22 protein-coding genes are annotated in these 24,176 nt (G+C 56.0%); 11 read left to right on the plus strand and 11 right to left on the minus strand.

What is annotated here, in order from left to right; all coding sequences use genetic code 11:
- Window positions 1-12 precede the first annotated feature (12 nt).
- The 6 genes from ASF69_RS14340 (at window position 13) to ASF69_RS14365 (ending at window position 7,005) form a co-directional block, all read left to right on the plus strand.
- Window positions 13-960, plus strand: a complete 948-nt coding sequence (locus ASF69_RS14340) for an ABC transporter permease (RefSeq protein ID WP_062588611.1) — start codon at window positions 13-15, stop codon at window positions 958-960.
- Entirely contained in the window at window positions 957-1,826 is an 870-nt protein-coding gene (locus ASF69_RS14345; RefSeq protein WP_062588613.1) for an ABC transporter permease, read from the plus strand. Before ASF69_RS14340 ends, ASF69_RS14345 begins: the two co-directional genes overlap by 4 nt.
- A 24-nt stretch (window positions 1,827-1,850) precedes the next feature.
- Window positions 1,851-3,635 (plus strand): gamma-glutamyltransferase family protein, encoded by a 1,785-nt coding sequence (locus tag ASF69_RS14350; protein ID WP_062588615.1) that lies wholly within the window; start codon window positions 1,851-1,853, stop codon window positions 3,633-3,635.
- 2 nt (window positions 3,636-3,637) lie between these two features.
- Window positions 3,638-5,464: an ABC transporter ATP-binding protein gene (locus ASF69_RS14355; RefSeq protein WP_062588617.1), complete on the plus strand. Its 1,827-nt coding sequence runs from the start codon at window positions 3,638-3,640 to the stop codon at window positions 5,462-5,464.
- 236 nt (window positions 5,465-5,700) lie between these two features.
- Window positions 5,701-6,327: an outer membrane protein gene (locus ASF69_RS14360; protein ID WP_062588784.1), complete on the plus strand. Its 627-nt coding sequence runs from the start codon at window positions 5,701-5,703 to the stop codon at window positions 6,325-6,327.
- A gap of 195 nt (window positions 6,328-6,522) precedes the next feature.
- Complete coding sequence (locus ASF69_RS14365) at window positions 6,523-7,005, plus strand: pyridoxamine 5'-phosphate oxidase family protein (protein WP_062588619.1); 483 nt, start codon at window positions 6,523-6,525, stop codon at window positions 7,003-7,005.
- A gap of 66 nt (window positions 7,006-7,071) precedes the next feature.
- On the opposite strand, the gene ASF69_RS14370 is transcribed toward ASF69_RS14365, so the two are convergent.
- From ASF69_RS14370 to ASF69_RS14390, 4 genes are all read right to left on the minus strand, one after another.
- A complete protein-coding gene (locus ASF69_RS14370) occupies window positions 7,072-9,018 on the minus strand; it encodes a methyl-accepting chemotaxis protein (protein WP_082469740.1) in 1,947 nt (648 codons plus the stop codon).
- 379 nt (window positions 9,019-9,397) lie between these two features.
- A complete protein-coding gene (locus ASF69_RS14380; RefSeq protein WP_062588622.1) occupies window positions 9,398-9,856 on the minus strand; it encodes a hypothetical protein in 459 nt (152 codons plus the stop codon).
- 68 nt (window positions 9,857-9,924) lie between these two features.
- A complete protein-coding gene (locus ASF69_RS14385) occupies window positions 9,925-10,788 on the minus strand; it encodes an SDR family oxidoreductase (protein WP_082469742.1) in 864 nt (287 codons plus the stop codon).
- Between the two features lie 85 nt (window positions 10,789-10,873).
- Complete coding sequence (locus ASF69_RS14390; protein WP_062588624.1) at window positions 10,874-11,311, minus strand: Lrp/AsnC family transcriptional regulator; 438 nt, start codon at window positions 11,309-11,311, stop codon at window positions 10,874-10,876.
- A 130-nt stretch (window positions 11,312-11,441) separates the two neighbouring features.
- Between ASF69_RS14390 and rocF the strand changes: the two genes are divergently transcribed.
- Together rocF and ASF69_RS14400 are read left to right on the plus strand one after the other, a co-directional pair.
- Entirely contained in the window at window positions 11,442-12,362 is a 921-nt protein-coding gene (gene rocF, locus ASF69_RS14395; protein ID WP_062588786.1) for an arginase, read from the plus strand.
- A gap of 14 nt (window positions 12,363-12,376) precedes the next feature.
- Window positions 12,377-13,435 (plus strand): ornithine cyclodeaminase, encoded by a 1,059-nt coding sequence (locus tag ASF69_RS14400; protein ID WP_062588626.1) that lies wholly within the window; start codon window positions 12,377-12,379, stop codon window positions 13,433-13,435.
- A gap of 20 nt (window positions 13,436-13,455) precedes the next feature.
- Here ASF69_RS14400 and ASF69_RS14405 read toward each other — a convergent pair whose 3' ends face one another.
- The 7 genes from ASF69_RS14405 to ASF69_RS14435 all read right to left on the minus strand — a co-directional run bounded on the left by ASF69_RS14405 (window position 13,456) and on the right by ASF69_RS14435 (window position 20,924).
- On the minus strand, window positions 13,456-14,340 hold the full coding sequence (locus ASF69_RS14405) for a DMT family transporter (RefSeq protein WP_062588628.1): 885 nt from the start codon (window positions 14,338-14,340) through the stop codon (window positions 13,456-13,458).
- 144 nt (window positions 14,341-14,484) lie between these two features.
- Window positions 14,485-15,201 carry a TetR/AcrR family transcriptional regulator gene (locus ASF69_RS14410; protein WP_062588630.1) on the minus strand — a complete coding sequence of 239 codons (717 nt, stop codon included), beginning with the start codon at window positions 15,199-15,201 and terminating at the stop codon, window positions 14,485-14,487.
- Window positions 15,202-15,403: 202 nt separating this feature from the next.
- Window positions 15,404-16,231, minus strand: coding sequence for a sugar phosphate isomerase/epimerase family protein (locus tag ASF69_RS14415; RefSeq protein WP_062588632.1), 828 nt, complete (start codon window positions 16,229-16,231; stop codon window positions 15,404-15,406).
- The gene (locus tag ASF69_RS14420; RefSeq protein ID WP_062588634.1) at window positions 16,228-17,658 is read right to left on the minus strand and encodes a hypothetical protein; all 1,431 of its coding nucleotides are present in this window, start codon (window positions 17,656-17,658) and stop codon (window positions 16,228-16,230) included. Before ASF69_RS14420 ends, ASF69_RS14415 begins: the two co-directional genes overlap by 4 nt.
- 1 nt (window position 17,659) lies before the next feature.
- The gene (locus ASF69_RS14425) at window positions 17,660-18,823 is read right to left on the minus strand and encodes a dihydrodipicolinate synthase family protein (protein WP_062588636.1); all 1,164 of its coding nucleotides are present in this window, start codon (window positions 18,821-18,823) and stop codon (window positions 17,660-17,662) included.
- A 10-nt stretch (window positions 18,824-18,833) separates the two neighbouring features.
- Window positions 18,834-19,976, minus strand: a complete 1,143-nt coding sequence (locus ASF69_RS14430; protein WP_062588638.1) for a Gfo/Idh/MocA family oxidoreductase — start codon at window positions 19,974-19,976, stop codon at window positions 18,834-18,836.
- A 243-nt stretch (window positions 19,977-20,219) separates the two neighbouring features.
- A complete protein-coding gene (locus tag ASF69_RS14435; RefSeq protein ID WP_062588640.1) occupies window positions 20,220-20,924 on the minus strand; it encodes a TetR/AcrR family transcriptional regulator in 705 nt (234 codons plus the stop codon).
- 121 nt (window positions 20,925-21,045) lie between these two features.
- Between ASF69_RS14435 and ASF69_RS14440 the strand changes: the two genes are divergently transcribed.
- Genes ASF69_RS14440 through ASF69_RS14450 form a run of 3 tightly spaced genes read left to right on the plus strand, consistent with a single transcriptional unit; the run spans window position 21,046 to window position 24,163 of the window.
- Window positions 21,046-22,335 (plus strand): ABC transporter substrate-binding protein, encoded by a 1,290-nt coding sequence (locus ASF69_RS14440; RefSeq protein WP_062588642.1) that lies wholly within the window; start codon window positions 21,046-21,048, stop codon window positions 22,333-22,335.
- A 6-nt stretch (window positions 22,336-22,341) separates the two neighbouring features.
- A complete protein-coding gene (locus ASF69_RS14445; RefSeq protein WP_162238084.1) occupies window positions 22,342-23,295 on the plus strand; it encodes a sugar ABC transporter permease in 954 nt (317 codons plus the stop codon).
- Window positions 23,288-24,163 (plus strand): carbohydrate ABC transporter permease, encoded by an 876-nt coding sequence (locus ASF69_RS14450; RefSeq protein WP_062588644.1) that lies wholly within the window; start codon window positions 23,288-23,290, stop codon window positions 24,161-24,163. Before ASF69_RS14445 ends, ASF69_RS14450 begins: the two co-directional genes overlap by 8 nt.
- Window positions 24,164-24,176: the final 13 nt, after the last annotated feature.

A 24,176-nucleotide genomic window follows, 5' to 3' on the forward strand; every position in this document is an offset into this window, starting at 1 on the left:
AGGATCACCTTCATGCATATCTATATCGGCAAGCGGCTTCTGGTGGCCATTCCGACGCTGCTCATCATTTCCATCTTTGTCTTCTCCCTGCAGAAGTTGCTCCCGGGCGACCCCATACTCGCCATGGCTGGAGAAGAGCGGGATCCGGCGGTTATCGAACTGTTGAGAGAGCGATATCGAATGAACGATCCTCTCGTCTTCCAGTATTTCTACTGGCTAGGCTCCGTGCTTCAGGGTGATTTCGGAATTTCGCTTAGAACGAACCAGCCCGTTCTCGAACTGATTGCGCAAAAGCTTCCTGTCACGATCCAGCTCGCGCTGATGTCGATGTTCTTCGCGCTGATTATCGGTGTGCCCATAGGAATACTCGCCGCTGTCAAGCAGAACACATGGATTGACTACCTCTCCAACATCGTCGCCCTTTCCGGGCTTTCCATCCCGAATTTCTGGCTGGGGATCATGCTTATCCTGCTGATATCGGTGCAACTGGGATGGTTGCCCGCGTCAGGTTACGAATCGATCTTCGTTGATCCCGTCAGGTCTATCCAGACCATGATCATGCCCTCATTCGTGCTGGGCAATGCGCTGGCGGCGACGTTGATGAGGCATACACGCTCCGCCATGCTGTCGGTGATGAAATCGGATTACATCCGCACCGCCCGCGCCAAGGGATTGTCGAACTGGCAGGTCATTTTCAGTCACTCGTTCCGCAACGCCCTTTTGCCGATCATCACGCTTGCCGCGTTGTTGTTCGGCGAGCTGCTGGCAGGTGCCGTTCTGACCGAACAGATTTTTACCATTCCGGGCTTTGGCAAGCTGATCGTCGACGCCGTTTTCACGCGTGATTATGCGGTGGTTCAAGGCGTCGTGCTCTGCACGGCAGTCGGCTTCATCTTGATGAACCTCTTGGCGGATGTCGTCACGGTCTTGCTCAATCCGCGCATGAGGACTGCGATATGACAGTTGCCATCGACGTCACCAACGTGACCAGGAAATCGCAAAATCGCGCCTGGAAGAAAATGAAGCGCAACAAGAGCGCCATTGCCGGGTTGATCATCATATCCTTTTTCGTGCTGCTTGCACTTGTTGCGCCGCTTCTGCCACTTGCCGATCCCTATGCCACGAGCTGGAGCGCCATTCGAAAGGCGCCGTCCATGGCGCACTGGATGGGTACTGACGATATTGGAAGGGATATTCTGTCGCGCATGATCTGGGGCGCGCAGGCGTCGCTGATGGCAGGGGTTATTTCCGTGGCGATCGCCGTTGCAGCCGGCGTGCCGCTCGGACTTGTGTCCGGCTATTTCGGCGGCTGGATCGATCAGGTGATCTCGCGGATCACCGAAGCATTTCTCGCCATGCCATTTCTCATCATGGCCATCGCACTCGCCGCCTTTCTGGGGCCGAGCCTTGGCAACGCCATGATCGCCATCGGTCTTTCCGCCATGCCCGTCTTCATCAGGTTGACGCGGGCCCAGGTCCTTGCCGTCAAGAGTGAGGACTATATAGAGGGCGCACGCTCGATTGGCCTTGGCCATCATGACATCATGCTGCGTTATATTCTGCCAAATATCGTGCCGCCCATCATCGTGCAGGCAACGCTCACCGTCGCCACAGCCATCATCGCCGAAGCGAGCCTTTCTTTCCTAGGGCTTGGACAGCAGGCACCCGCGGCCAGTTGGGGCTCGATGTTGAATGTGGCCAAGAATTACCTCTCGCAAGCGCCCTGGATGGCCATGTGGCCCGGCGCTGCAATCTTTCTCGTGGTCATTGGCTTCAACCTGCTGGGTGACGGCTTGCGCGATGCGCTTGACCCCCGTGAACATTGATATCTAAGCACCGAAGGAAACAACATGACTGCATTCACAACCCGCCCAGAAATCCTCGGTACGTTCGGGGTTGTCACATCCACGCACTGGATTGCCTCATCGGTTGGTATGAGCATTCTCGAAAAAGGCGGAAATGCATTCGATGCTGCCGTCGCCACCGGTTTTGTCCTGCAGGTTCTGGAGCCGCATCTCAATGGTCCGGGCGGCGACATGCCTGCCGTGATCTATTCCCGCAAGAAGGACAAGGTGGAGGTCATCTGTGCGCAGGGCCCTGCACCTGCCGCGGCAACAATCGACCACTATAAGAGTGAGGGGCTGGATCTCATCCCTGGCGACGGCCTGCTTTCGACCGTCATCCCCGGCGCGTTCGATGGCTGGATGCTGATGTTGCGGGACTATGGTTCCATGAGCGTGAGGGAGGTGCTGGAGCCAGCCATTTACTATCTGGAGAATGGCCACCCGATGTTGCCGCGTGTTTCTGCCTCGATAGCCGGGCTCGCGGAATTTTTCGAAAAGGAATGGCCTACATCCTATCAAACCTGGTTGCCCGGCGGGGCAGTCCCGCAACCGCTTTCCAATTTCAAGAACCCGACACTTGCTGCAACATGGAAGCGGATCGTCAACGAAGCGGAGGCAAAGAGAGACCGCGAAGCTGGCATCGAAGCGGCACGAGACGCGTTTTATCGCGGTTTTGTCGCCGAGCAGATCGCGGATTATCTTAAAGACGCCGAGGTCATGGATGCCAGCGGCAGCCGTCACAAGGGCGTCCTCACCGCAGATGACATGGCCAACTGGCGCGCGACAATCGAAGCACCCACGACTTATGATTATCATGGCTGGACGATTGCCAAGACCGGCCCATGGGGGCAGGGGCCGGTTCTTTTACAATCGCTGGCGCTTCTCAAGGGCATCGATATCGCTGGAATGGATCCCGCCGGTCCCGATTTCGTGCATACGGTTGTGGAAGCAATGAAGCTCGCCTATGCGGATCGGGAGGTCTATTATGGAGATCCGGAATTCGCGCAGGTGCCAACGGAAACCCTGCTGTCTGACGCTTACAATGACGAGCGTCGGCGTTTGATCTCGTCCCATGCTTCGATGGAACTGAGGCCGGGCCTCGTTCCCGGCTTTGACAACCAGCGCGACCTCACACTTTCCATGCTCGGCTCGATGCAGGGTACCGGCGCGGTCTACGAGCCAACCATGTCCCATCTGACCGAGAAAAGGGGCGATACCGTCCATATCGACGTCATCGACCGCGAGGGCAACATGGTTTCCGTCACGCCGTCCGGTGGCTGGTTGCAAAGCTCACCCATCGTGCCGGGTCTGGGCTTCTGCCTCAATTCTCGTGCGCAGATGTTCTGGTTGCAGCCTGGGCTGCCCACGTCTCTGGAGCCCGGCAAACGCCCTCGCACGACGCTCACCCCATCGCTTGCGCTTTACGAGGGACGGCCCACGCTCGCCTTCGGCACGCCGGGCGGCGACCAGCAGGACCAATGGCAGCTTTCCTTCTTCCTGCGCTATGCCCATTTCGGGCTCAATCTTCAGGAGGCCATCGACATGCCTCTGTTCCACACCTCCCACTTTCCCGGCTCTTTCTATCCGCGAACGAGGCAGCCGGGTAATGTGATGATCGAAACCAGCATCGGCCAGGGCGTTCTGGACGAATTGCGCGGCCGAGGACACGATGTGACACCGGCAGACCCGTGGACGGTCGGACGATTGACGGCCGCGCGGCGCGATGCTGATGGCCTTTTGCGTGCGGCCGCAACTCCCCGCCTGATGCAAGCCTATGCCGTGGGACGCTGACCATGGATGACAACGCCCTTTTTGAAAAAACAGCGGTGCTTAGTGTAAAAAACCTGACCACCTCGTTTCGTGTCGATGACGCATGGAAGACGGTCGTGCGGGACCTTTCTTTCGAGGTGCGAGCCGGGGAAACGGTCGCAATCGTTGGCGAGAGCGGCTCTGGAAAGAGCGTCACCTCTCTCTCGCTCATGCGTCTCCTCGATCCGCGAAACAGCCGGATAGAAGGCTCCGTTTCCTTGAACGGGAAGGATATTCTCAGCCTTTCAGAAGGAGAAATGCGCCACGTGCGCGGCAATGACGTTGCCATGATCTTCCAGGAGCCCATGACATCCCTCAACCCGGTTTTCACGATCGGGAGGCAGATTTCCGAAGTGCTTGTCCGCCACAAGGGGCTCAACACGCTTCAGGCCCGCGAAGAAACCATCCGCCTGTTGGAAAAGGTGCGGATCCCGAACGCGGCCAGCCGTTTCGACGAGTACCCCCATCAGTTCTCGGGCGGAATGCGCCAGCGCGTCATGATTGCCATGGCTCTTGCATCGCGACCGAAGCTGCTGATTGCCGACGAGCCGACAACAGCTCTGGATGTGACGATCCAGGGTCAGATTCTCGACCTCATCAAGACGCTACAGGAAGAGGAAGGAATGGCAGTCCTCTTCATCACCCATGATATGGCGGTGGTTGCCGAAATTGCGGACAGGACCATCGTCATGTTTCACGGCGATCAGGTTGAGACTGGGCGAACGGCTGATATATTCCATCGTGGCGCTCACCCCTACACCCGCGCGCTGCTGGCCGCGATACCGAAACTCGGTTCGATGAAGGGGCACGAGAAACCATTGCGGTTTCCATCGGTAGATATGACCACAGGTGCGGTCGGACCAAGCATAGAGGTGGACGATACGGTTACGGGGGGCATGACGCCCATTCTTTCGGTCAAGAACCTCGTCACACGTTTTGCCATTCGCTCGGGTATGTTCGGTCGCGTCACCGGCGCTGTCCACGCGGTAGAAAATATCAGTTTCGATCTCTTCCAGGGGGAAACCCTATCGCTTGTGGGAGAGTCCGGATGCGGCAAGTCAACGACCGGCAGGTCGATCACGCGGCTGGTCGAGCCATTGTCAGGCGATATCTCGCTTGATGGATATGACGTTCTCAAACTCGATCCATCGGGGCTTCGCGCGATGCGTCGCAGCGTGCAGATGATCTTTCAGGATCCGTTCTCCAGCCTCAATCCCCGCATGACCGTTGGTGCGGCGGTGGCGGAACCGATGATCAAACATCGCACCGCAACCCCCGCCGAGGCGAGAAAGAATGCGGCTGACTTGCTTGAGCGTGTCGGGCTTTCGCCCGCAATGATGGACAGGTACCCCCATGAATTCTCCGGTGGGCAGCGGCAACGGGTCGCGATCGCCAGAGCATTGGCGCTCAACCCAAAGGTCATCGTGGCAGATGAGAGCGTGTCCGCTCTGGATGTGTCGATAAAGGCTCAGGTGTGCAATCTGCTGCTGGACCTTCAGCAACAGTTCAAGATCGCCTTCCTGTTTATCAGCCATGACATGGCGGTGGTGGAACGCGTGAGCCATCGTGTCGCCGTCATGTATCTGGGCGAGATCGTTGAAATTGGTCCCCGAGCGGATATTTTCGCGAACCCGCAGCACCCCTATACGAGGAAGTTGATGGAGGCAGTGCCCGTACCCGACCCAGCGCGAAGGGGCATTCGTCGCAATGCCGGGGCCGAGGAGTTGAAAAGCCCGATCAGGCCGGTGGGCTACGAAGCGCCGAGGCGAGAATATGTCGAGATTTCGCCCGGACATCTCGTTCGGGCATAAACACAAGGGCGCGCTCATCGGCCGAAAAGTGCCTATGTCTGACCCTGAGTGCTATGCTTAACTCATTGTTAAGTATAGCACTAAGCTTTTAGTCAAATTCGATCTTAATCAGATTTTTGCCTTATATTTTCATGATTCCGCGGCATAACTGTTTTCAACGAGCTGCGCCTTAAAAGGCAGTTCCACCAATGCCAATGCCCCTATCGTTAACGGGGTGGACAAGTATGGAGTTTGAAATGTCCCGTGGTCTGAAATCTTTCGGAGCTGTCCTGCTCGCAACTTTCGCTGCAACGCCGGTCTTGTCTGCAGACTTGAATTCTTATGAAGCGCCGCCTGCATATAACGAGCCTGCCAGCACGTCCTGGACCGGCGCTTATGTCGGCGGACATATTGGCGCGGCCATGCCAAGAGCCAACCCGTTCAAGGGTGGCAAGGGCCTGGCAATCGGCGCGCAGGCAGGTTACGATTACGATCTCGGATCTGCTGTTGTCGGTGGCGAAGTTGAAGCATCGCATCTCGGCGACACCGAGGTTCGGGTTCCCGGCGGCCATTTGAAGGAACGCTGGCGTGCAGCCGTCAAGGCGAAAGCCGGTGTGAAGCTCGATCAGACGCTCGTCTATGGAACGGCTGGTCTCACCGCGACGAGCCTGCGTGATGCCGATGGCGTCACCGGTCCTGACAGCACCAAGGGTGGCTACCTCCTGGGTGCAGGCGCTGAGCACCGCTTTACGCAACAGATTTCCGGCAAGGTCGAATATAACTATGTCTCGACCAATGATGTTCGCACATTCGCCAATGGAAGCGCATCCCATACGGATCTGAGCGATCACGTTATCAAGGGCGGTGTCAACTATCGCTTCTAAGCGACGGTGGTCACTCTCTGCATAATCATGCAACTGAGCAGCGCGCCCTTGGCGCGCTGTTGGCTTTTCAGGGCGCAGTTCTGTCGAATTTTGTCTAACGATCACCAAACAGGGCGTTTCTATCAGCGAAGATGACGCGATGTGGAACGTTGATCGCCTAGCCCCGTTTGCTCTCCACAAAACAGGAGAAAACGTATGGCCAATAACGACGATGACATCACCAAGGTTTGGGAACTCGCAGATAAGATCGGCTTCTGCATGTTGACGACAAGCACGGGAGAGGATCTGCGCGCGCGGCCCATGTCTGCCTATTCCGAGCAACTGGAAAACGCCTTCTATTTTCTGACGGATGTGGCCAGCCACAAAGACGAGGAAATTGCCCGTCATCCAAACGTCTGCCTGGCCTTCGCGGATTCTAAGGGGCAGAAATACGTCTCGATCTCAGGTGCTGCAGAGGTTCAGAACGATCGTGAAAAGATCAAGGAATTGTGGGCAACCCCCGCAAAGGCGTGGTGGGACGATGCGGATGATCCATCAATCAGGATCCTTAAAGTGACTCCGACCTTCGCGGAATATTGGGACAGCCCAGGCACCGTGATCAGCTACATCAAAATGGCTGCTGCCGCCGTCAGCAACACGCGGCCAGATATGGGCGAAAATGCCAAGGTAGATATGTGAAGAAATAGCGGCCAGTTATCTGGCCGCAACTCCCCGCATTTACGAGAGTAATAAGAGCCAAGCCGCTCAGGCGGCTTGGGCGTTACCCTTGTAATAATGGGACGAAATCCCGCTGCGATCGAGTTTGAAGCGTGAAATGAGACGTGCAAGCGTATTCACTTCATCGTCAAGGCGGTTTGTCCCGGCAGTGGACTCCTCCACCATCGCGGCATTCTGCTGCGTGACCTGATCCATCTGGTTTACAGCGCTGTTGACTTCCGCAAGGCCAGTGGACTGTTCCTTCGACGCCGTCGCGATTGAGTGGACAAGGTCGTTTATCTTCATGACGTGACTTTCGATCAGCGACAGAGCCTCACCTGTTGCCGTCACAAGTCTCACGCCTGATTGAACTTCTTCCCCTGAGCGATGAATGAGATTCTTGATATCCTTCGCCGCACCCGCAGACCGTTGGGCCAGCTCACGAACCTCCTGTGCAACGACAGCAAATCCCTTGCCCGCTTCGCCAGCACGGGCCGCCTCGACGCCTGCATTCAGTGCGAGAAGGTTCGTTTGGAAGGCGATTTCGTCAATGACATTGATAATCTGCCCGATTTCAGCGGAAGCGCTTTCAATCTTCCCCATGGCAGAGACGGCATCCCGGACAACGGCACTGGACTGTTCAGTGCTGCGCCGGGCCTCATCGACCATCTGGCTGGCTTCGTGAGAGCGATCCGTTGAGCTTTTTACCGCAGAGGTGATTTCTTCAAGAGCCGCTGATGTCTCTTCGAGTGAAGCGGCCTGCTGCTCAGTACGTCGTGAAAGATCGTCCGAAGCGGCGCGTAGCTCGCCGGTCCCGCCGCTGATGGTGTCAATGGAGAATTTGATCTCTCCAAGAACGGATTTCAAACCCGACATCGTTGAGTTGACGTTCTGCTGCAGCTCGTAAAAAACGCCCTGGAAACTGCCACGCATTTCCTCTGTCAGGTCGCCCTCGGCCAGTGCGGCTACGACGCGCCGGGTTTCGGCCACACCTCTGTCTACCGAGGTCACAAGCTCGTTGACGCTTTTTGCGAAGCGGTTGAGGTCTGGGTTGGCATAATCCTTCTCAATCCGTCGGGTGAAGTCACCTGCAACCGCTGCCGCAACGACAACGCCAATGCTGGACTGAAGATCTGCACTTTTTGCCTGCAACGCCGCTTCCTGTGCGTTGAGGTCACGGACCTTGATGCCGTTTTGTTTGAAGACTTCGACCGCGCGCGCCATTTCGCCGATTTCATCCTCCCGATCCGCAAGCGGTATGTTACTTTCAAGATCACCTTCGGCAAGCTTTGCCATACTGCGTGTGAGGTTGCCGATCGGTTGCGCGATGGCTTTCGCGCCAAAAAACGCCGAACCACCCAGAACGATAATGACGAGGGCGCCCATGCCCAAACCTATCTGGAGCGCAAGCGCCTGCGCGTTGTCCATATCGACGACTGCGGCATCTGCTCTCTTTTTCGTGGCGTCGACACTTTCGTCCAGCAGACCGCTCATCTTTTCCGCTATGCCGTTCATTTCGGCTGCATCACTGCGCTCGGATGGCATTGGGGAAACATCAGGAGTAGGACGACCCAATCTCGTCGTGATCGCTTGCGAAAGACTTGCAAACTTTGTCATCCAGCTTTGATTAAGCTCCAATATCTTTTTTGTGCGCTCCACATTGGCCGGCAATGACATGTGGCTGAGCGCAGAATTGAGATATTTTACCGCTGAAGAATGGCGTTTGCTGACGAAGTCTTTGAAATTTGCCGCTTCCTCTGCCGTTTGTGCAAGCCGAAGTTCGGACATTCCTGCGATCATGCCACGGATAGATGCTTTCGCATCCACGAGATCGCGCGAGATTGTCAGTTGCGTCCGCCCGAAATCTGAGCTTCGACTGACCGACGAGCCGCCCAGCCATATTGCGCCGAGCATCCCAATCACCATGAGGATGCCAATCGCGGACATAGCGGAGAGTTTGGAACTGATACGTTTCAGTGAAATCGGATTGGGCATGCACTGTTCCTCCGGCGGAGACGTCAGCTTTCATGCCGCCGTTATCCAGCTCTCTGAAATAGAATTCATTCTATTCGCTGAATTGTCGGCGCCGACGGACACGCAGTCGCCATGCACCTTCCAGTTGCTGAAATATATTAAAGAATGGCTTAAAGAAATGTTACAGTTTTATGACAAGACAAGGTATTTCCTTGTTTGTGTTCCGCACGCTATTCTAATACGGCCTTCAATCTGAACTGTTAGGTAAGAGAACTGTTTTCTTTAATAATAACATGATTATGAATATGGGACTTTCCCGATTTTTGTAGCGATATTCACATCAACATATTGTTAAATATGACGGCATCCCTATTTTCTCAGGAAACTATACTAGCATGTTTCAAGGTTTCTGCGTTGAGACCAGATTGTTGATGGAGATGTTTCCCTTGAGTACGCCTCGTTCCAAGTCGGTTCGCCCACTCTCAATTTGAACGACCGTATAAAGTTTTTCACTTCTAAATTGACTCGCTTCATTGGTGGTCGTGCCTCCAGCCGGCGCCGCGTCGATCTCCATAAAATCGAGTTCTTGGGAAGACGCGACGATGCGAGCGTCGCCAGTGGTGCGTGCAGCAACGACAATTTCTTCCCTGCCCGGGGCGTTTTGCCACCGCGGGTCGTCTTCGGCCGCAATGGGTATGAGGCGATAGACATTGAGGACGGTATCTTGCGACGGTCCCGCCGTTGTCTGTGCGTCGTCAAACTGCGCCTGGCTCTCGACCGATTTCCCAAAGCTGGTGTGACTTTCGCCAGTTGAGACGACGCTGCCTGTTTTATTGCTGTCGCCAGTATTGTTCGACATGGGAAATCTTCCTTACTACGGATGGGGGTGCGTCACAGTGAGGCCTGTGACGCAAACGATACGGGAAATCAGATCATGATCTCGCCGCCGGTAACAGGGATAACGGCACCCGTCATGTAACTGCCAAGGTCGGAGGCGAGCAGCACATATGCTCCCGCCAACTCGGCCGGCTGGCCAGCACGACCGATCAGGGTCTTTTCGCCAAACTTCGATGCTTTTTCAGCCGGCATGGTGGAAGGGATCAGGGGGGTCCAGATTGGGCCCGGTGCGACTGCGTTCACCCGAATTCCCTTCTCGGCAAGCATTTCTGCCAGACCAGCGGTGAAGTTCGAAATCGCGCCTTTCGTTGATGCATAGGCGAGCAAAGATTGCGAAGGCTGTCGAGACTGGATCGAGGTGGTGTTGATGACCGAGCTTCCAGCCTTCATATGGGGCACGGCAGCCTTTGCAAGGTAAAACGGCGCATAGATATTGGTACGAAATGTTTCGTCCCACTCTTCTGCCGAGATATCTTCAATCGACGCATAGGTGCGCTGGAAGGCTGCATTGTTCACGAGGATGTCGATTTTTCCAAGTTCACTCACGGTCTTATCGACCAGCGAGCGGCAATGCTGCTCGGATTTGATGTCTCCAGGGGCAAGAACAGCCTTTCGTCCGGCTTCTTCGATCCATTTTGCGGTATCTTTGGCGTCTTCATCCTCATTGAGGTAAGAAATGACGACGTCTGCTCCTTCTCTCGCAAAGGCAATAGCGATCGCCTTGCCGATACCGGAGTCTGCGCCAGTAATCAGTGCGACCTTACCGGACAGTTTTCCATCGCCTCGATAGGATTGCTCACCATGGTCTGGAACAGGCTGCATCTTGGCAGTCTGGCCTGGTGGCTCCTGCTGTTGCTCGGCAAAGGGTGGCATGGGTCTACGGCTATCGGACATGAAATTTCCAATCAATGGTGAAATGGTTACTCCCATCCTAACCATCGTTGACGCTATGAGTTCCGATATGACTTCGGCCGGTCTGTTACAGCTTTGCTCTTGTAGAGCGAGCAGTGGACAGAAGCAGGCTTGTTTCACTTCCGGTTATGCCGGGGACAAGCCGGATGCGGCGCAGCACCGAGTCGAAATCACTCAAGGTGGCGGCACTGAGTTCGACGATCAAATCCCATCGTCCGTTGGTGGAATGAATTGCCGATACTTCCGAAAAGCCGCCGAGGGCGCGGATCACCCGGTCTGTCACATGACCCTCGATCTCAATCATCATAATACCGCGCACCGCCTCTCCCATGGCATCGCCACGCAGAATGACAGTGTAGCCGATGATATCGCCACTGTGTTCCAGCCGTTCCAGGCGAGCGCGGACTGTCGCCCTCGATGTGCCCGTCTCCATAGCAAGGTCTGAAATGCTTCTTCGCCCATTGTGCCGCAGCAGTGTGATGAGTTTTGTGTCGAGTTCGTCCATGCTGATCACTTTGAAAGTTCAATTTGCCGAAACGATAAGTCATATATCAAATTTTGCCAATATTTATCATTCAATCTGCCAGACGCCCGTGATGAGATATCTGTGTTTCTCAAATATTTGGAGTGGGTTCATGGAGTGCAGATTGATAGGGGTGCCGCTGCAGATCGGCGCGGGCCAACTCGGCTGTGAGATGGGCCCAAGCTCCCTTCGGGTCGCGGGACTGAAATCGGCATTGGAGGAACTGGGGCATACTGTTGTGGATGTAGGAAATGTCGCGCCCGCGGTAATGCGGGATTTTTCCCATCCCAACCCGGCGGTTCATCATTTGTCGGAGACGGTCGCCTGGACGGAAGCATTAGCGGACGTCGCGTATCTGCAATCCGAAAATGCCATGCCGATATTTCTTGGCGGCGATCACGCCATATCCGCCGGAAGCGTGACAGGTGTTGCGCGCCGGGCGGCAGAAGTGGGAAGACCGCTTTTTGTTTTATGGCTGGATGCGCACACCGATTATCACACGCTGGACACGACGCGCAGCGGAAATCTTCACGGCACTCCGGTGGCTTATTATAGCGGCAGGCCGGGATTTGAGGGCTATTTCCCGCCGGTCTCACATCCGGTCGATCCTGCCAATATTTGCATGATCGGTATTCGCAGTGTCGATCCTGCAGAGAGTGCCGCGCTTGGCGAGACCGGCGTGACGATCAACGATATGCGCATGATCGACGAGCATGGCGTCGGCGTGCTGTTGCGTGCGTTTCTGGAAAGGGTTTCTGCTGCCAACGGGTTGCTCCATGTCAGCCTGGATGTGGATTTTCTTGATCCGTCCATTGCCCCTGCAGTCGGCACGACGGTTCCAGGCGGGGCGACATATCGGGAGGCCCATCTCGTCATGGAAATGCTCTGCGACAGCGGGCTCGTCTCAAGCCTCGATCTGGTGGAGCTCAATCCGTTTCTGGATGAGCGGGGGCGTACCGCGCGTCTGATGGTGGATCTGACTGCGAGCTTGATGGGAAAGCGCGTCATGGATCGTCCGACCCGAGCGGCTTGAGGAGGGGCACAGCAATGGCACAAGTAGAAAATCTCAACATCGTTCCCTTTGTCAGCGTCGACAATATGATGAAGCTGGTACTTCATGTGGGGATCGATACGTTTCTGCGTGAACTCGCTGTCACCATCAAGGAGGATTTTCTGAGATGGGAGCAGTTTGACAAGACTGCGCGTATAGCATCGCACTCGAAAGACGGCGTTATCGAGTTGATGCCAACGAGCGACGGGACGCTGTACGGGTTCAAATATGTCAATGGTCACCCTAAAAACACCCGGGAGGGCAGGCAGACGGTAACGGCATTCGGCGTGCTGTCCGATGTTGGCAATGGCTATCCCATGCTGCTTTCGGAGATGACGATCCTTACTGCTCTGCGCACCGCCGCGACCTCCGCCCTTGCTGCCAAATATCTCGCCCGGTCAAACGCCCGTACCATGGCAATCATCGGCAATGGCGCTCAAAGCGAGTTTCAGGCACGCGCCTTCAAGGCAATCCTTGGAGTCGATCATTTGCGACTTTACGATATAGACCGGTCTGCCAGCCTCAAATGCCTCCGTAATCTTGATGGGCAGGGTTTTTCGATAGAGATCTGTGATACTGCGCAAGATGCCGTCGAGGGCGCCGACATCATCACGACAGTCACTGCAGACAAGCAATATGCCACGATCTGTACCGACAATATGGTAGGGCCGGGGGTGCACCTGAACGCTGTCGGTGGCGATTGCCCCGGCAAGACAGAATTGCACAGGGACATATTGCTCCGCTCCGATATCTTCGTGGAATACCCTCCCCAGACCCGTGTGGAGGGGGAAATCCAGCAGCTTGAGAAGGATCATCCTGTTACCGAACTCTGGGAGGTCATCGCAGGACGTGCGTCTGGCCGAACCTCGGATCGGCAGATCACATTGTTCGATAGCGTCGGTTTCGCTATCGAGGATTTTTCAGCACTGCGTTATGTCCGTTCCAAACTGGCGACGACGGGGCTGTACGATCAGCTGGATCTGCTCGCTGATCCCGATGAGCCACGGGATCTTTTCGGGATGTTGCTGCGGTGTGAGGCATTGCAAGCCATATGAACAGCACCACCGAAGCGGCGTCACCGCGCTGACGCGCGCTTTTTGCGGGCAAGCATCTGCTCTCGCCAGATCGTAAACAGGCCCGCGGCGACGACAATGGCTGCGCCGACAACCATGTGCGTGCTGAGCACTTCACCGTAAAGGCTGACGCCGAGGATGGAGACAAGTACCATCTGGTAGTAGGAGAATGGTTGAACCGAAGCGGCGTCTGCAAGCTCGAAAGCTCGGATCAGCAGGTAGTGGCCACTCATGCCGGTCACACAAAGCGCCAGCATCCAGCCCCAATCATAGGGTGCCATATGCGTCCAGAAGAATGGGCCAACTAAGGTCAGCGCGCATGCGCCTGGAACCCCGATGTAGAAGAAACTGGTCATCGCCGTGTCCGTGCGGCTGGCGAGCCGTGTCAGGACGCCGTAGAGGCCAAGCAGCGCTGCAGCTGCGAAACTCACGATCAGGACAGGGTCAAAACCGCTTTCATCCGGCTTGAGGATGATGAGAACACCGAGAAAGCCGACAAGGATAGCTGACCAGCGCTTCCAGCCGACTTTCTCGCCGAGGATCGGCACCGAAAGTGCGGCGACGATGAGCGGCGTGGAGGCGAGGATGGCATGGGTGTGCGCAAGGCCTACGAGCGAAAATGATATGATTGAAAGCACGATCTGGACCGCCAGAACGACGCCCCGGCTTACCTGGAGAACAATGCGATCTGTTGATATCGCCTTGCGTAAACCACCGTTCGATCTCGCTGCGAGGATAATAACGAACAGGGCAAAGGCCCAGTACCGCAGCATGGCCACGAAGACGGGCGGATAGGCAGAGCCCAAGTGCTTTGAAATGCCGTCTTGAACGGCGAAAATCGTGAAGGCTGCGAACGCGTAGAGGTAACCTGCGGATTGAGGTGGCATGGACTCAAGTGCTTTTCAGGGAAGGAATGAAGGTGCTTCAAGTTCTAGACGATTATCAACTGATCGGGAACCGTCAATCTGTCAAAACTTGTCGCTATCTCCCTGTGCCCTTCTGTGGTGGCAGACGGGTGCGCCGCTTTGTCTTCACCTGGCGGATTTGGCAGTGGCTTGGATCGCTTTCTCGAATTCGTCTGGCAGCACTCCGACAGCCGAGCGGATCATCATCTTGAGAAGCTCCTGCAATGTCTCTTCGCGGCGAATTTCCGGTGTGAAGAAAGAGGCAACCAGCCCCTGACCGGCGAGGAGATGGGAAATGGCTATGGAGTGCATGAAGAATGTCAGGGGTATGTCTTCCGAGCGGATCAAGCCGAGCGCTTTGCCCTCCATCAGAAGCGGCATCGTGACATTCTGAAAGGGCTGGATCAACGTGTCCCTGACCAGTTCCTGCCGCTCGCCCGGCTGCAACATCTCCTGCAGGATGAAAAGGCCGTAGTCCGGTGTGTCGGCGCTGAAGCGAATGAATGTGGCATAGACGCCCACCAGCTTTTCCGGATAAGGCAGCGCTCCAGTAGCCAGAGATTGCATTTTCGATACGCAATCTGTTGCGGTCATCTGCAACTGTTGCAGGCACGCTTCCCACAAGGACTGCTTGGAGCCGAAATGATAATTTGCCAGCGCAATGTTCACACCGGCCTGCTTGGCAAGATCGCGTATGTTGACGCCATCAAATCCCCGGCGCGCAAAGTTTTGCAGAGCATTGGAGAGAATAGTGTCCCGCCCGGTTTCCTTACCCAGCCGGGGCCTGCCGGATTTTGCTCTGGCGGACTCGGGGTTCGGTTTCTTCAACGGCGTGCTGCTCATGTTGCTGCCTTGTCTGTATGCGTCGAGTTTGAAAAACGATACAGAAACAAGACCCTGAATCCTACATTGAATAAGCGAACAGGCAGATGTTTCACAGCCTTATGCCGGATATGGATATGGCAGACATCTGGAATTCAATCGTACCAGCAGGGTTGGGTTATGGCACAAGGATGGCGCACGACGCAGTCCCTTCAACGATTTTTCATGCGCGGCACACTGTCTGATAACGCTGAACCACGGTCGACAGGACTTGATCAACGGGCTGGGCGTTCCAGTTGTTTGAGAATATCTCAACCTCCTGCGGACCCAAAAAACCGGCTTTCTCGATCATCGTTCTAAAGCCTTTGAGGTCTATGACGCCGTCTCCCATCATGCCGCGATCATTCAGCGGATCCTTGGTTGGCACCAGCCAGTCGCAAATGTGGTGCGCGAGGATTTGTCCATTTCGACCCGCGCGGGCGACCTGTTGCTCGAGCTCCGGATCCCACCAGACGTGATAGACGTCGATGGCAACGCCGGTGCCCTCTCCAAGCCTGTCGCAAAGATCAAGCGATTGCCTCAAAGTGTTGAAGCAGGCCCTGTCAGCAGCGTAGAAGGGGTGTAGAGGTTCGATAGCCAGCGGCACACCAGCCTTCCGTGCATAGGGCAAAAGCGCCGCCATGCCGTCTTCCACCATCTGGCGGGCACCCTTCATGTCCTTCGATCCCGCTGGCAAACCGCCGACGACCAGAACCAGACAATCGGCCTTCATCGCTGCGGCCTCATCCACCGCCCGCTTGTTGTCCTCGATTGCGGCTTTTCGACCTTTCTCGTCTATTGCTGGAAAGAACCCTCCGCGGCAATGCCCGCTCAGGCCTATGCCGTTTTGAGCCACGATGCGCGCGGCTTCATCAAGGCCGACGGCGTGGATCTGGTCCCGCCAGGGAGAAATTGTCGTGATGCCATGCGCAAGACAGGCGTCGACAAGCTTACCAAAGGACCCGCCCTGTTTGATTGTCGCGAAGTTGATGGAAAGACCCTCAAGGCTCATGCGGCTACCTCCCTCTCCCGAAGCGTATGAAATGTTTCGCGGGCCGCAATATCGCTAACGCCAAGCCCTTTGGCGGCCAGAACAGTGTCGAGCGAAAGGCAGCCTTTCTGAACTGTCAGATAGGCGCGCTTCTGTCGTTCGTGGTAAAGATCTGCGTGAGCGCCAAGCCATGCGGCATTCTCGTTTTCTGAAGCGCCCTGCATGCCGTCCACATAGTGATGGCCGTTGCGTTCGACATGACCGAGGTTGAGGACGGCTGCCAAGGCCAAATCCTGCTGAACTGCGATGCCAGCCTGCGTGGTCAAGCCTTCAGCCGACATGAAATAGCCACCAGCACTTTCGGCATTCCATTTCTGCACACGCATCTTGTTGAGAAGCGCCCGGTAAAAACCTTTGCACGACTTCGAGGAGACGCCGAGATAGCCCTGTTGTCTGGCTCTGATAAACGCATCCGGACTATCGTCGGACTCGTCGATTTCAAGTGCCACGCGTCTGGCAAGGTGTGTCACCGGTTCAGATAGCGCTGTCGCGCGGTTGATGGGTTGTTCCACAAACAGCAACGAATTGCGCAACCGGGCAAGGGCAGGCTCCTTTTCGATGCGGTCCATCAGCTCAATGACAGCCGCCTCGTCAGAAAATTGTTCATTGCCATCCAGCGTGACCCTGTAGCCTTCAAGTCGATCCAGAACGGCTGCGATCTCTTTCAAGCGTTCCGTATCCTCCTCCGGTCTGCCGGAAACCTTCAGCTTGAAATAGTGTACGCCGTAAGCCTCTATCTCTTCACTCAGGCATTCCGGCAAGCCGTCATCCCGGCGAGGTCCAACGATCTGTCGAGGCGTCAGCGGATCGAGGTAGCCGATCGTATGGCGCAGGAATAGCCTTCTCTCTGGCGTAATGGTGTCAAGAAAATTGCCGACGTCGAACCCTGCAAGATCAGGTGTCGTTGACAGATCTATGCCCGGCAGATTTGCCCTTAAGGCATCCGGTAAGGGCATGTCGCGCAATCTGCAAAGACCGTCCAGAACGGCGCGGTCTACCAGTGCCAGCCCGAAAGACGCGATGAGGCCATTCAGCCCCTTCGCTGCAGCCTCTGTGTGCTGTTGCGGCTCGAGTGCTGCGTGAATGCCAAAGGCGCTGGCGCAAGGTGCTTCCAGCACCAGCTTGACTGCGAGATGCACGGAGCTGCGCAATTGCTGCTCGTTGTCGGCATTGCTGAGGGCAGGGTTCTTGTCGAACCATTTGGGAACCATCAGTTCAGCAGCAACACCGGTTGCGGACCGTCCTTGTGAGTCCTCCACGATGATCGAGAGAAATATTTGCGCAGCTTCGGTGACCGTCACTGCTCCGAAGCGGAACGGCATCCGCATTTTGAGGCGACGCTCGAATATCGAGGCATCCCGTATCTTCAGGATTGGCGCGTCTACCATTTCACTGCACGCCTCTTACCGCCAGAAACGACCTCATGCGGCGTGCCGCATCATCGGGATCTGCCAAAACATTGGCCTTGTCTGCCAGCCGAAAAAGCTCTGCCAGATGCAGCGTGGAACGCGTGCTTTCCTGACCGCCGACCATTGTGAAGTGATCCTGCAGGCCGTTGAGATAGGCCAGGAAAACCACGCCGGTCTTGTAAAAGCGGGTAGGGGCTTTGAAGATATGCCGAGACAGCGCCACGGTCGGCTCGAGAATATCGAAGAACTCCCCACTTGCTCCCCGCTTCAGGCTTGCCAGCGCCTTGGATGCTGCTGGAGCTATCGCATCGAAAATACCAAGGAGCGCATCGGAATGTCCTTCTTCGTCGCCCGCGATCAGTTCCGCATAGTTGAAATCGTCGCCCGTATACATGCGGACGCCCGCCGGAAGCCGGCGGCGCATGGCGATCTCCTTTTCCTTTGACAGGAGCGAGATCTTGATGCCGTCGATCTTGTCCGCATTGGCCTCGATCATTTCAAGGCATGTGTCCATTGCAACATTGTGGTCGCGGTTACCCCAGTATCCTTCAAGAGCGGGATCGAACATCTCGCCCAGCCAGTGAATGATGACCTTCTCGTTCGCCTTGGCAAGAACGCGAGCATAGGTTTCCAGATAGTCATCGGGTGATTTTGCGCTGGCAGCCAGTGCACGGCTTGCCATCAGAATGACACGGCCGCCTTGCCCCTGCACGAAATCGAGCTGCTCCTGATAGGCCTCGACAATCTGGCCCGGACTATAGTCCGATCCAGCCAGACCATCCGTGCCAACGCCGCAGGCTATCAGTGCATCCTGTCGGGTGGAGGCTTCTTTCAGTGCCCTGGATATCAACTCTTGCGCCTGCGGCCATGCCAGCCCCATGCCGCGCTGGGCGGTGTCCATGGCTTCTGCAACACCCAGCCCCAAATCCCACAGGCGATGTCGGAACCGAAGCGTGCCTTCCCAATCGATTGCTGGCGTCAGCCACGGGTCATTATCCGCGAAAGGATCTGCCACGACGTGCGCTGCGGCGAAGGCGACGCGATTGAAATCACTCGCTTTTCGTTTTTCCAGCGCGATGGGCGTGCCGGTCATCCTGTAGCGTTCGATAGAGCGATCCGGGCGGGGAAGGTTGATTTCGGTCATTTGCCCCTCCTCAGGCGATGGCGGGAACGTCGAGCCAGCGGCGTTCCTTCCAGGATTGAAGCCCGAGTTCGGCAAGCTGTACGCCTTTAACGCCCTCCATCAGCCCATACGGCCAGGCATCGCCATCGACCAGGTGGCGGATGAACATTTCCCACTGAGCCTTGAAGCCATTGTCATAGACGACGTTATCCGGGACCTCCTGCCACGTCTTGTAGAAGTCGATGGTCTGCGGCTGGTCCGGGTTCCAGACTGGTTTGGGTGTGTTGGTGCGGTGCTGTGTCCAGCATTTGGTAAGCCCGGCAACGGCAGAACCATGCGTGCCATCCACCTGAAAGGTCACGAGATCGTCCCGACGAACACGCACTGCCCATGACGAATTGATATGGGCGATGACCCCGCCTTCAAGCTCGAAGGTGGCATAGGCGGCGTCATCGGCGTCAGCCACATAGGCGTTGCCCTGTTCATCAAAACGCTTGGGGATGTGGGTCGTGCCAAGGCAGCTGACCGCTTTGACATTGCCGAAGAGGTTATCCAGCACGTAACGCCAGTGGCAAAGCATATCGAGAATAATGCCGCCGCCATCCTTCTGGCGATAGTTCCAGGAAGGGCGTTGGGCCGGTTGCCAGTCACCCTCGAATACCCAGTATCCAAATTCGCCGCGAACGGACAGGATCTTTCCGAAAAAGCCGCTGTCTCGCAGCATTGCGAGCTTTCGGAGGCCCGGCAGGAAAAGCTTGTCCTGCACCACGCCGTGTTTGATGCCTGCGCTCTCAGCCAGTCTGGCAACGACAAGCGCTTCTTCCATGTTGTCGGAAATAGGCTTCTCGCAATAAACGTTCTTGCCAGCCTTGATGGCCTTGGTCAGCAGGCTCCCGCGCATCTGTGTCGTGCCGGCATCGAAAAATAGCGTGTCGTCAGGATTGGCGAGTGCGGCGTCGATGTCAGTCGTCCAGCGGGCGATATTGTGTTTCGCGGCAATCGCTTCGATTTTCTCGCCGTTACGCCCGACCAGTATCGGATCGAGCATAACCTTCTCGCCGCTCTTGAGCGTAACGCCCCCTTGATCGCGTATCGCGAGCACTGAACGAACGAGATGCTGATTATATCCCATACGGCCGGTAATGCCGTGCATGATGACGCCAATGCGTTGCATGAACCCTCCTCCACGAGCGCCCCACTCCCGTCAGGGCACATCATCTGGTTTAATTTTGTAACCAATTGGTTATTTGTGATTCCGAAATGGCTTTTCTGTCAAGCGGTTTTTACTAGGAAAAATGAGTGTGAAAAATCGTAGTGCGCAGACCCAATGCCTCCTCCGCAGCAGGCGTTGTCTTCTCTACCTTCGCATGTGCGAAGGTAGAGAAAGTTGATCTTGTTCAATTTTCTGGAATGAGGATCAGAGTGGCCGCAATGCAGCAATCACCGTGTTCACAATGTGCTGACCCCATCTTTCGAGTTCCGCCGGTGCCGCCAGATCTCTTTGGAAGATGGTAGAAAGTGTGAAGCGGTTAGACAGATAGAAGTAGCCAAGGGAAGCGATTGTCAGGTACACATCGACAGGGTCCAGTCCCGGCCTGAAATCGCCGGTGACCTCTCCCCGCTTTAGCACGTCCTTTAACTCGGAAATGAAGTTTGAGTGCATTTCTGGGATGCTCTCGGATTGTCGCAAGTATCTGGCCTGATTGAGATTTTCGGTTGCAAGGATGCTGAGGAATTCCGGGTGATCCAGGTAGTAGTGCCAGGTAAACAGCGCCAGTTCCTTTAGGCCCTCCATCGGCTGCTTGCGGGCCAGATCAAGCCTGTGTTCGGCATTGCGGATGTGACGGTAAGCGTCTTCCAGCACCGCCAGATAGAGCGCGTCCTTGTCTCCAAAGTAGTGGTAGATCATCCGTTTGTTGGTGCCGGCGCGCCTTGCCACCACATCTATGCGCGCGCCTGCCAGACCCTTTGCCGCCACTTCCCGTCGTGCTGCCTCCAGAATGGCAGCTCGGGTGCGCTCGGGATTGCGGGACTGCGTCACTGTCTTTTTTCGACCGGTGGTCGTCTTGTCTGCCGCTTCGTTATCGCTCTTTCGAGACCCTTTTTCTTTGAAATCATCCATGTGCAATGGCCGCTTGACAATGTTGCTAATCGATGATCCCATGTAACCAGATAGTTATAAAACGGCAAGCGCTGTTTATCTTCATCATTCAATTTGGCAGTCAATTAGGGAGGAGTTGCCAATGTCCGTGATGCTCAAAAGACGTGCCGTGGTATCGGCGGGACTTGCGGCCATGTCGCTGGCGGTGGTGGGTGGAGGACCCGCTTTCGCACAGGCAGCCCGTTTGCGACTGCTGTGGTGGGGCTCGCAAGAGCGTGCCGATCGCACAAACAAGGCCATCGCCGCTTACAAGAAAGCCAAGCCCGATCTTGATATCGCGGGGGAATTTGCGGGTTGGTCGGATTACTGGCCGAGACTTGCAACACAGGTTGCCGGTCGAAACGCGCCTGACCTCATCCAGATGGACTACCGCTATATCTTTGAATATGCCCGACGCGGGGCGCTGGCTCCGCTCGATGAATATGTCGGCAAAGCTCTGAAGATCGAGGATTTCGGAACGCCCAACATCGACTCTGGTCGAGTAGACGGCAAGCTTTATGGCATTAATCTCGGTGTTAACTCGAGTTCTGTTTTCTTCGATGCCGCCGCCTGGGAAAAGGCGGGCGTCAAGGCGCCGTCAGCAGGCCAGTCATGGGAAGAGTTTGCCAAGAATGCCGCCGAGTTCGGAAAGAACAAGCCCAAGCCGGGATATTACGCCACAGCCGACGCCAGTGGCGTAGAGCCGAGCTTCGAAAACTGGCTGCGGCAGCAGAACAAGGCGTTGTTCAGCGAGGACGGCGGGCTCGGCTATGATGCAAAGGATGCCGGCGACTGGTTCACCATGTGGGCGGATATGCGCAAAGCCGGCGCTTGTGTCCCCGCAGACATTCAGGCGCTCGATCAGTTGAACATTGAAAGCAATGCTCTAACGACTGGAAAGGCCGCCACCGCCTTTGCTCACTCCAACCAGTTTGTCGGATATCAGGCAGTCAACAAGGCAAAGCTGTCGATAACCTCCTATCCGAAGGTGTCCAAGGATTCTCCGTCGGGCCACTATCTCAAGCCATCCATGCTGATGAGTGTTGCCAAAGGCAGCGCCGGGATGGAAGCGGCGGCAGAGTTTATCAACTTCCTGGTCGCCGTACCGGAAGGCGTGGATATTCTCGGGGTCGAACGCGGCGTTCCGGCATCGGAGTCGATGCGCAATCAGCTGAGCCCCAAGCTCAACGACGTCAGCAAGGCGATGGTGGACTATATTGCCGAAGTTACGCCCGGCGTCGGACCGCTGCCGCCATCCCCACCTCCTGGTGCCGGTGAATTTGCCTTCGTGCTGAAGCGCACCTCTGAAGAGGTTGCATTTGGCAGGATGACGCCAGAAGAGGGCGGCAAGCGACTGGTCACGGAAGCGGAAACAGTTATCAAGCGGAAGTAACGAGCAATGGCGTTTCGATCCGATGTTATGGTGCGGGAGGGCCGACAGGCGGCTCTTCCGAAGCAGAGCGGTATTCGAAAAATTTTCGACCGCAACTTTCACGCCTACATGTTTCTGCTGCCATGGTTGATTGGCTTTTTCGGTCTCACCCTGGGGCCAGCTCTGGCATCCCTGTATCTTTCCTTTACCAATTATGACCTGCTGCAATCGCCGGATTGGGTGGGCGCTTCGAACTATGTTCGCATCGCCACTGCCGATCCGAAATTCGCAGCCGCGATGAAGGTGACCTTCACCTATGTTTTGCTATCGGTACCATTGAAGCTGATTTTTGCCCTGATGGTGGCGATGGCTTTCAATCGCGGCATGCAAGGGCTGACGCTTTATCGCGCCGTGTTTTATCTGCCTTCCCTTCTGGGTTCCAGCGTTGCCATCGCCGTTCTCTGGCGCCAGCTCTTTGCGTCGGATGGTCTGGTCAACATGGTTCTGTGGCAGCTTTTCGGATATGAAGGTCCAAGCTGGATTTCCAATCCCGACTACTCCATCTACACGCTTGTCATTCTTTCTGTCTGGCAGTTCGGCTCGCCGATGATCATCTTTCTGGCTGGCCTTCGACAGATCCCGCAAGACATGTATGAGGCAGCCGAAATGGATGGCGCGGGCAAGATGCGCCAGTTCTTCCGCATCACGCTGCCGCTTCTGACCCCTGTCATCTTCTTCAACGCGGTCATTCAGACGATCGATGCCTTCAAGGCGTTTACCCCCGCATTCATCATCTCCGAGGGCTCGGGCGGTCCGATCAATTCGACGCTGTTCTACACGCTCTATCTCTATCAGGAAGCTTTCGGGTTCTTCCGCATGGGCTATGCATCTGCCCTGGCGTGGATACTCGTGGTGATCATTTCCCTCTTCACGGCCTTCTCTTTCCTCAGCGCGCGATATTGGGTGCACTACGATGACTGATGCTGTTACCTCACTGCGCCCGGGGCAGGCAGTGCAACGCCCCGTCTGGAAGTCCATACTCCTTCATACCGCATTGATTGCCGCGTCGATTGCGATGATGTATCCAATCCTGTGGATGATTTCAGGCTCGTTTCGCCCGCAGGACGAGCTGTTCGGTTCATCGTCTCTCATCCCGTCGGCAGTCGATCTTGGCGGCTATATCAGGGGCTGGACGGGGCTTCAGGTTTCCTTCGGCCAGTTCTTCTGGAATTCCTTTTTCATCGCCGTTCTCGCCACCATCGGAAATGTCGTGGGTTGTTCGCTGGCCGCCTTCGCCTTTGCCCGCCTGCGGTTCGGGGGGCGGAACTTCTGGTTTGCCCTTATGCTGGGCACATTGATGTTGCCGTATCACGTGGTGCTCATCCCGCAATATATCCTGTTCCTGGAAATGGGCTGGGTCAACACATCGCTGCCTTTGATCGTGCCGAAATACCTGGCTACCGATGCCTTCTTCATCTTCCTGATGGTGCAGTTCTTCCGTGGTATTCCAAGGGAGCTGGATGAAGCCGCCGTGATGGACGGCTGCAGCCCATTCCGAATCTACTGGAAGATCATGTTGCCGCTTTCCCTTCCGGTCCTGGCGACGGCAGCCATATTCTCTTTCATCTGGACCTGGGACGACTTCTTCGGCCCGCTCATCTACCTCAATGATATCAACACCTACACGGTCCAGCTCGGTCTGCGCTCCTTCGTTGACTCAACCGGCAGCTCTGATTGGACGGCTCTGTTTGCCATGTCCAACCTGTCACTGGTGCCCGTCTTTCTTTTCTTCCTCTTCTTTCAGCGGCTCCTCATCGAGGGCATTGCGACCACCGGCATGAAACGCTGATACATCAAGGCTC

The organism is Rhizobium sp. Leaf311 (genome assembly GCF_001423445.1).
Taxonomy (GTDB): domain Bacteria; phylum Pseudomonadota; class Alphaproteobacteria; order Rhizobiales; family Rhizobiaceae; genus Agrobacterium.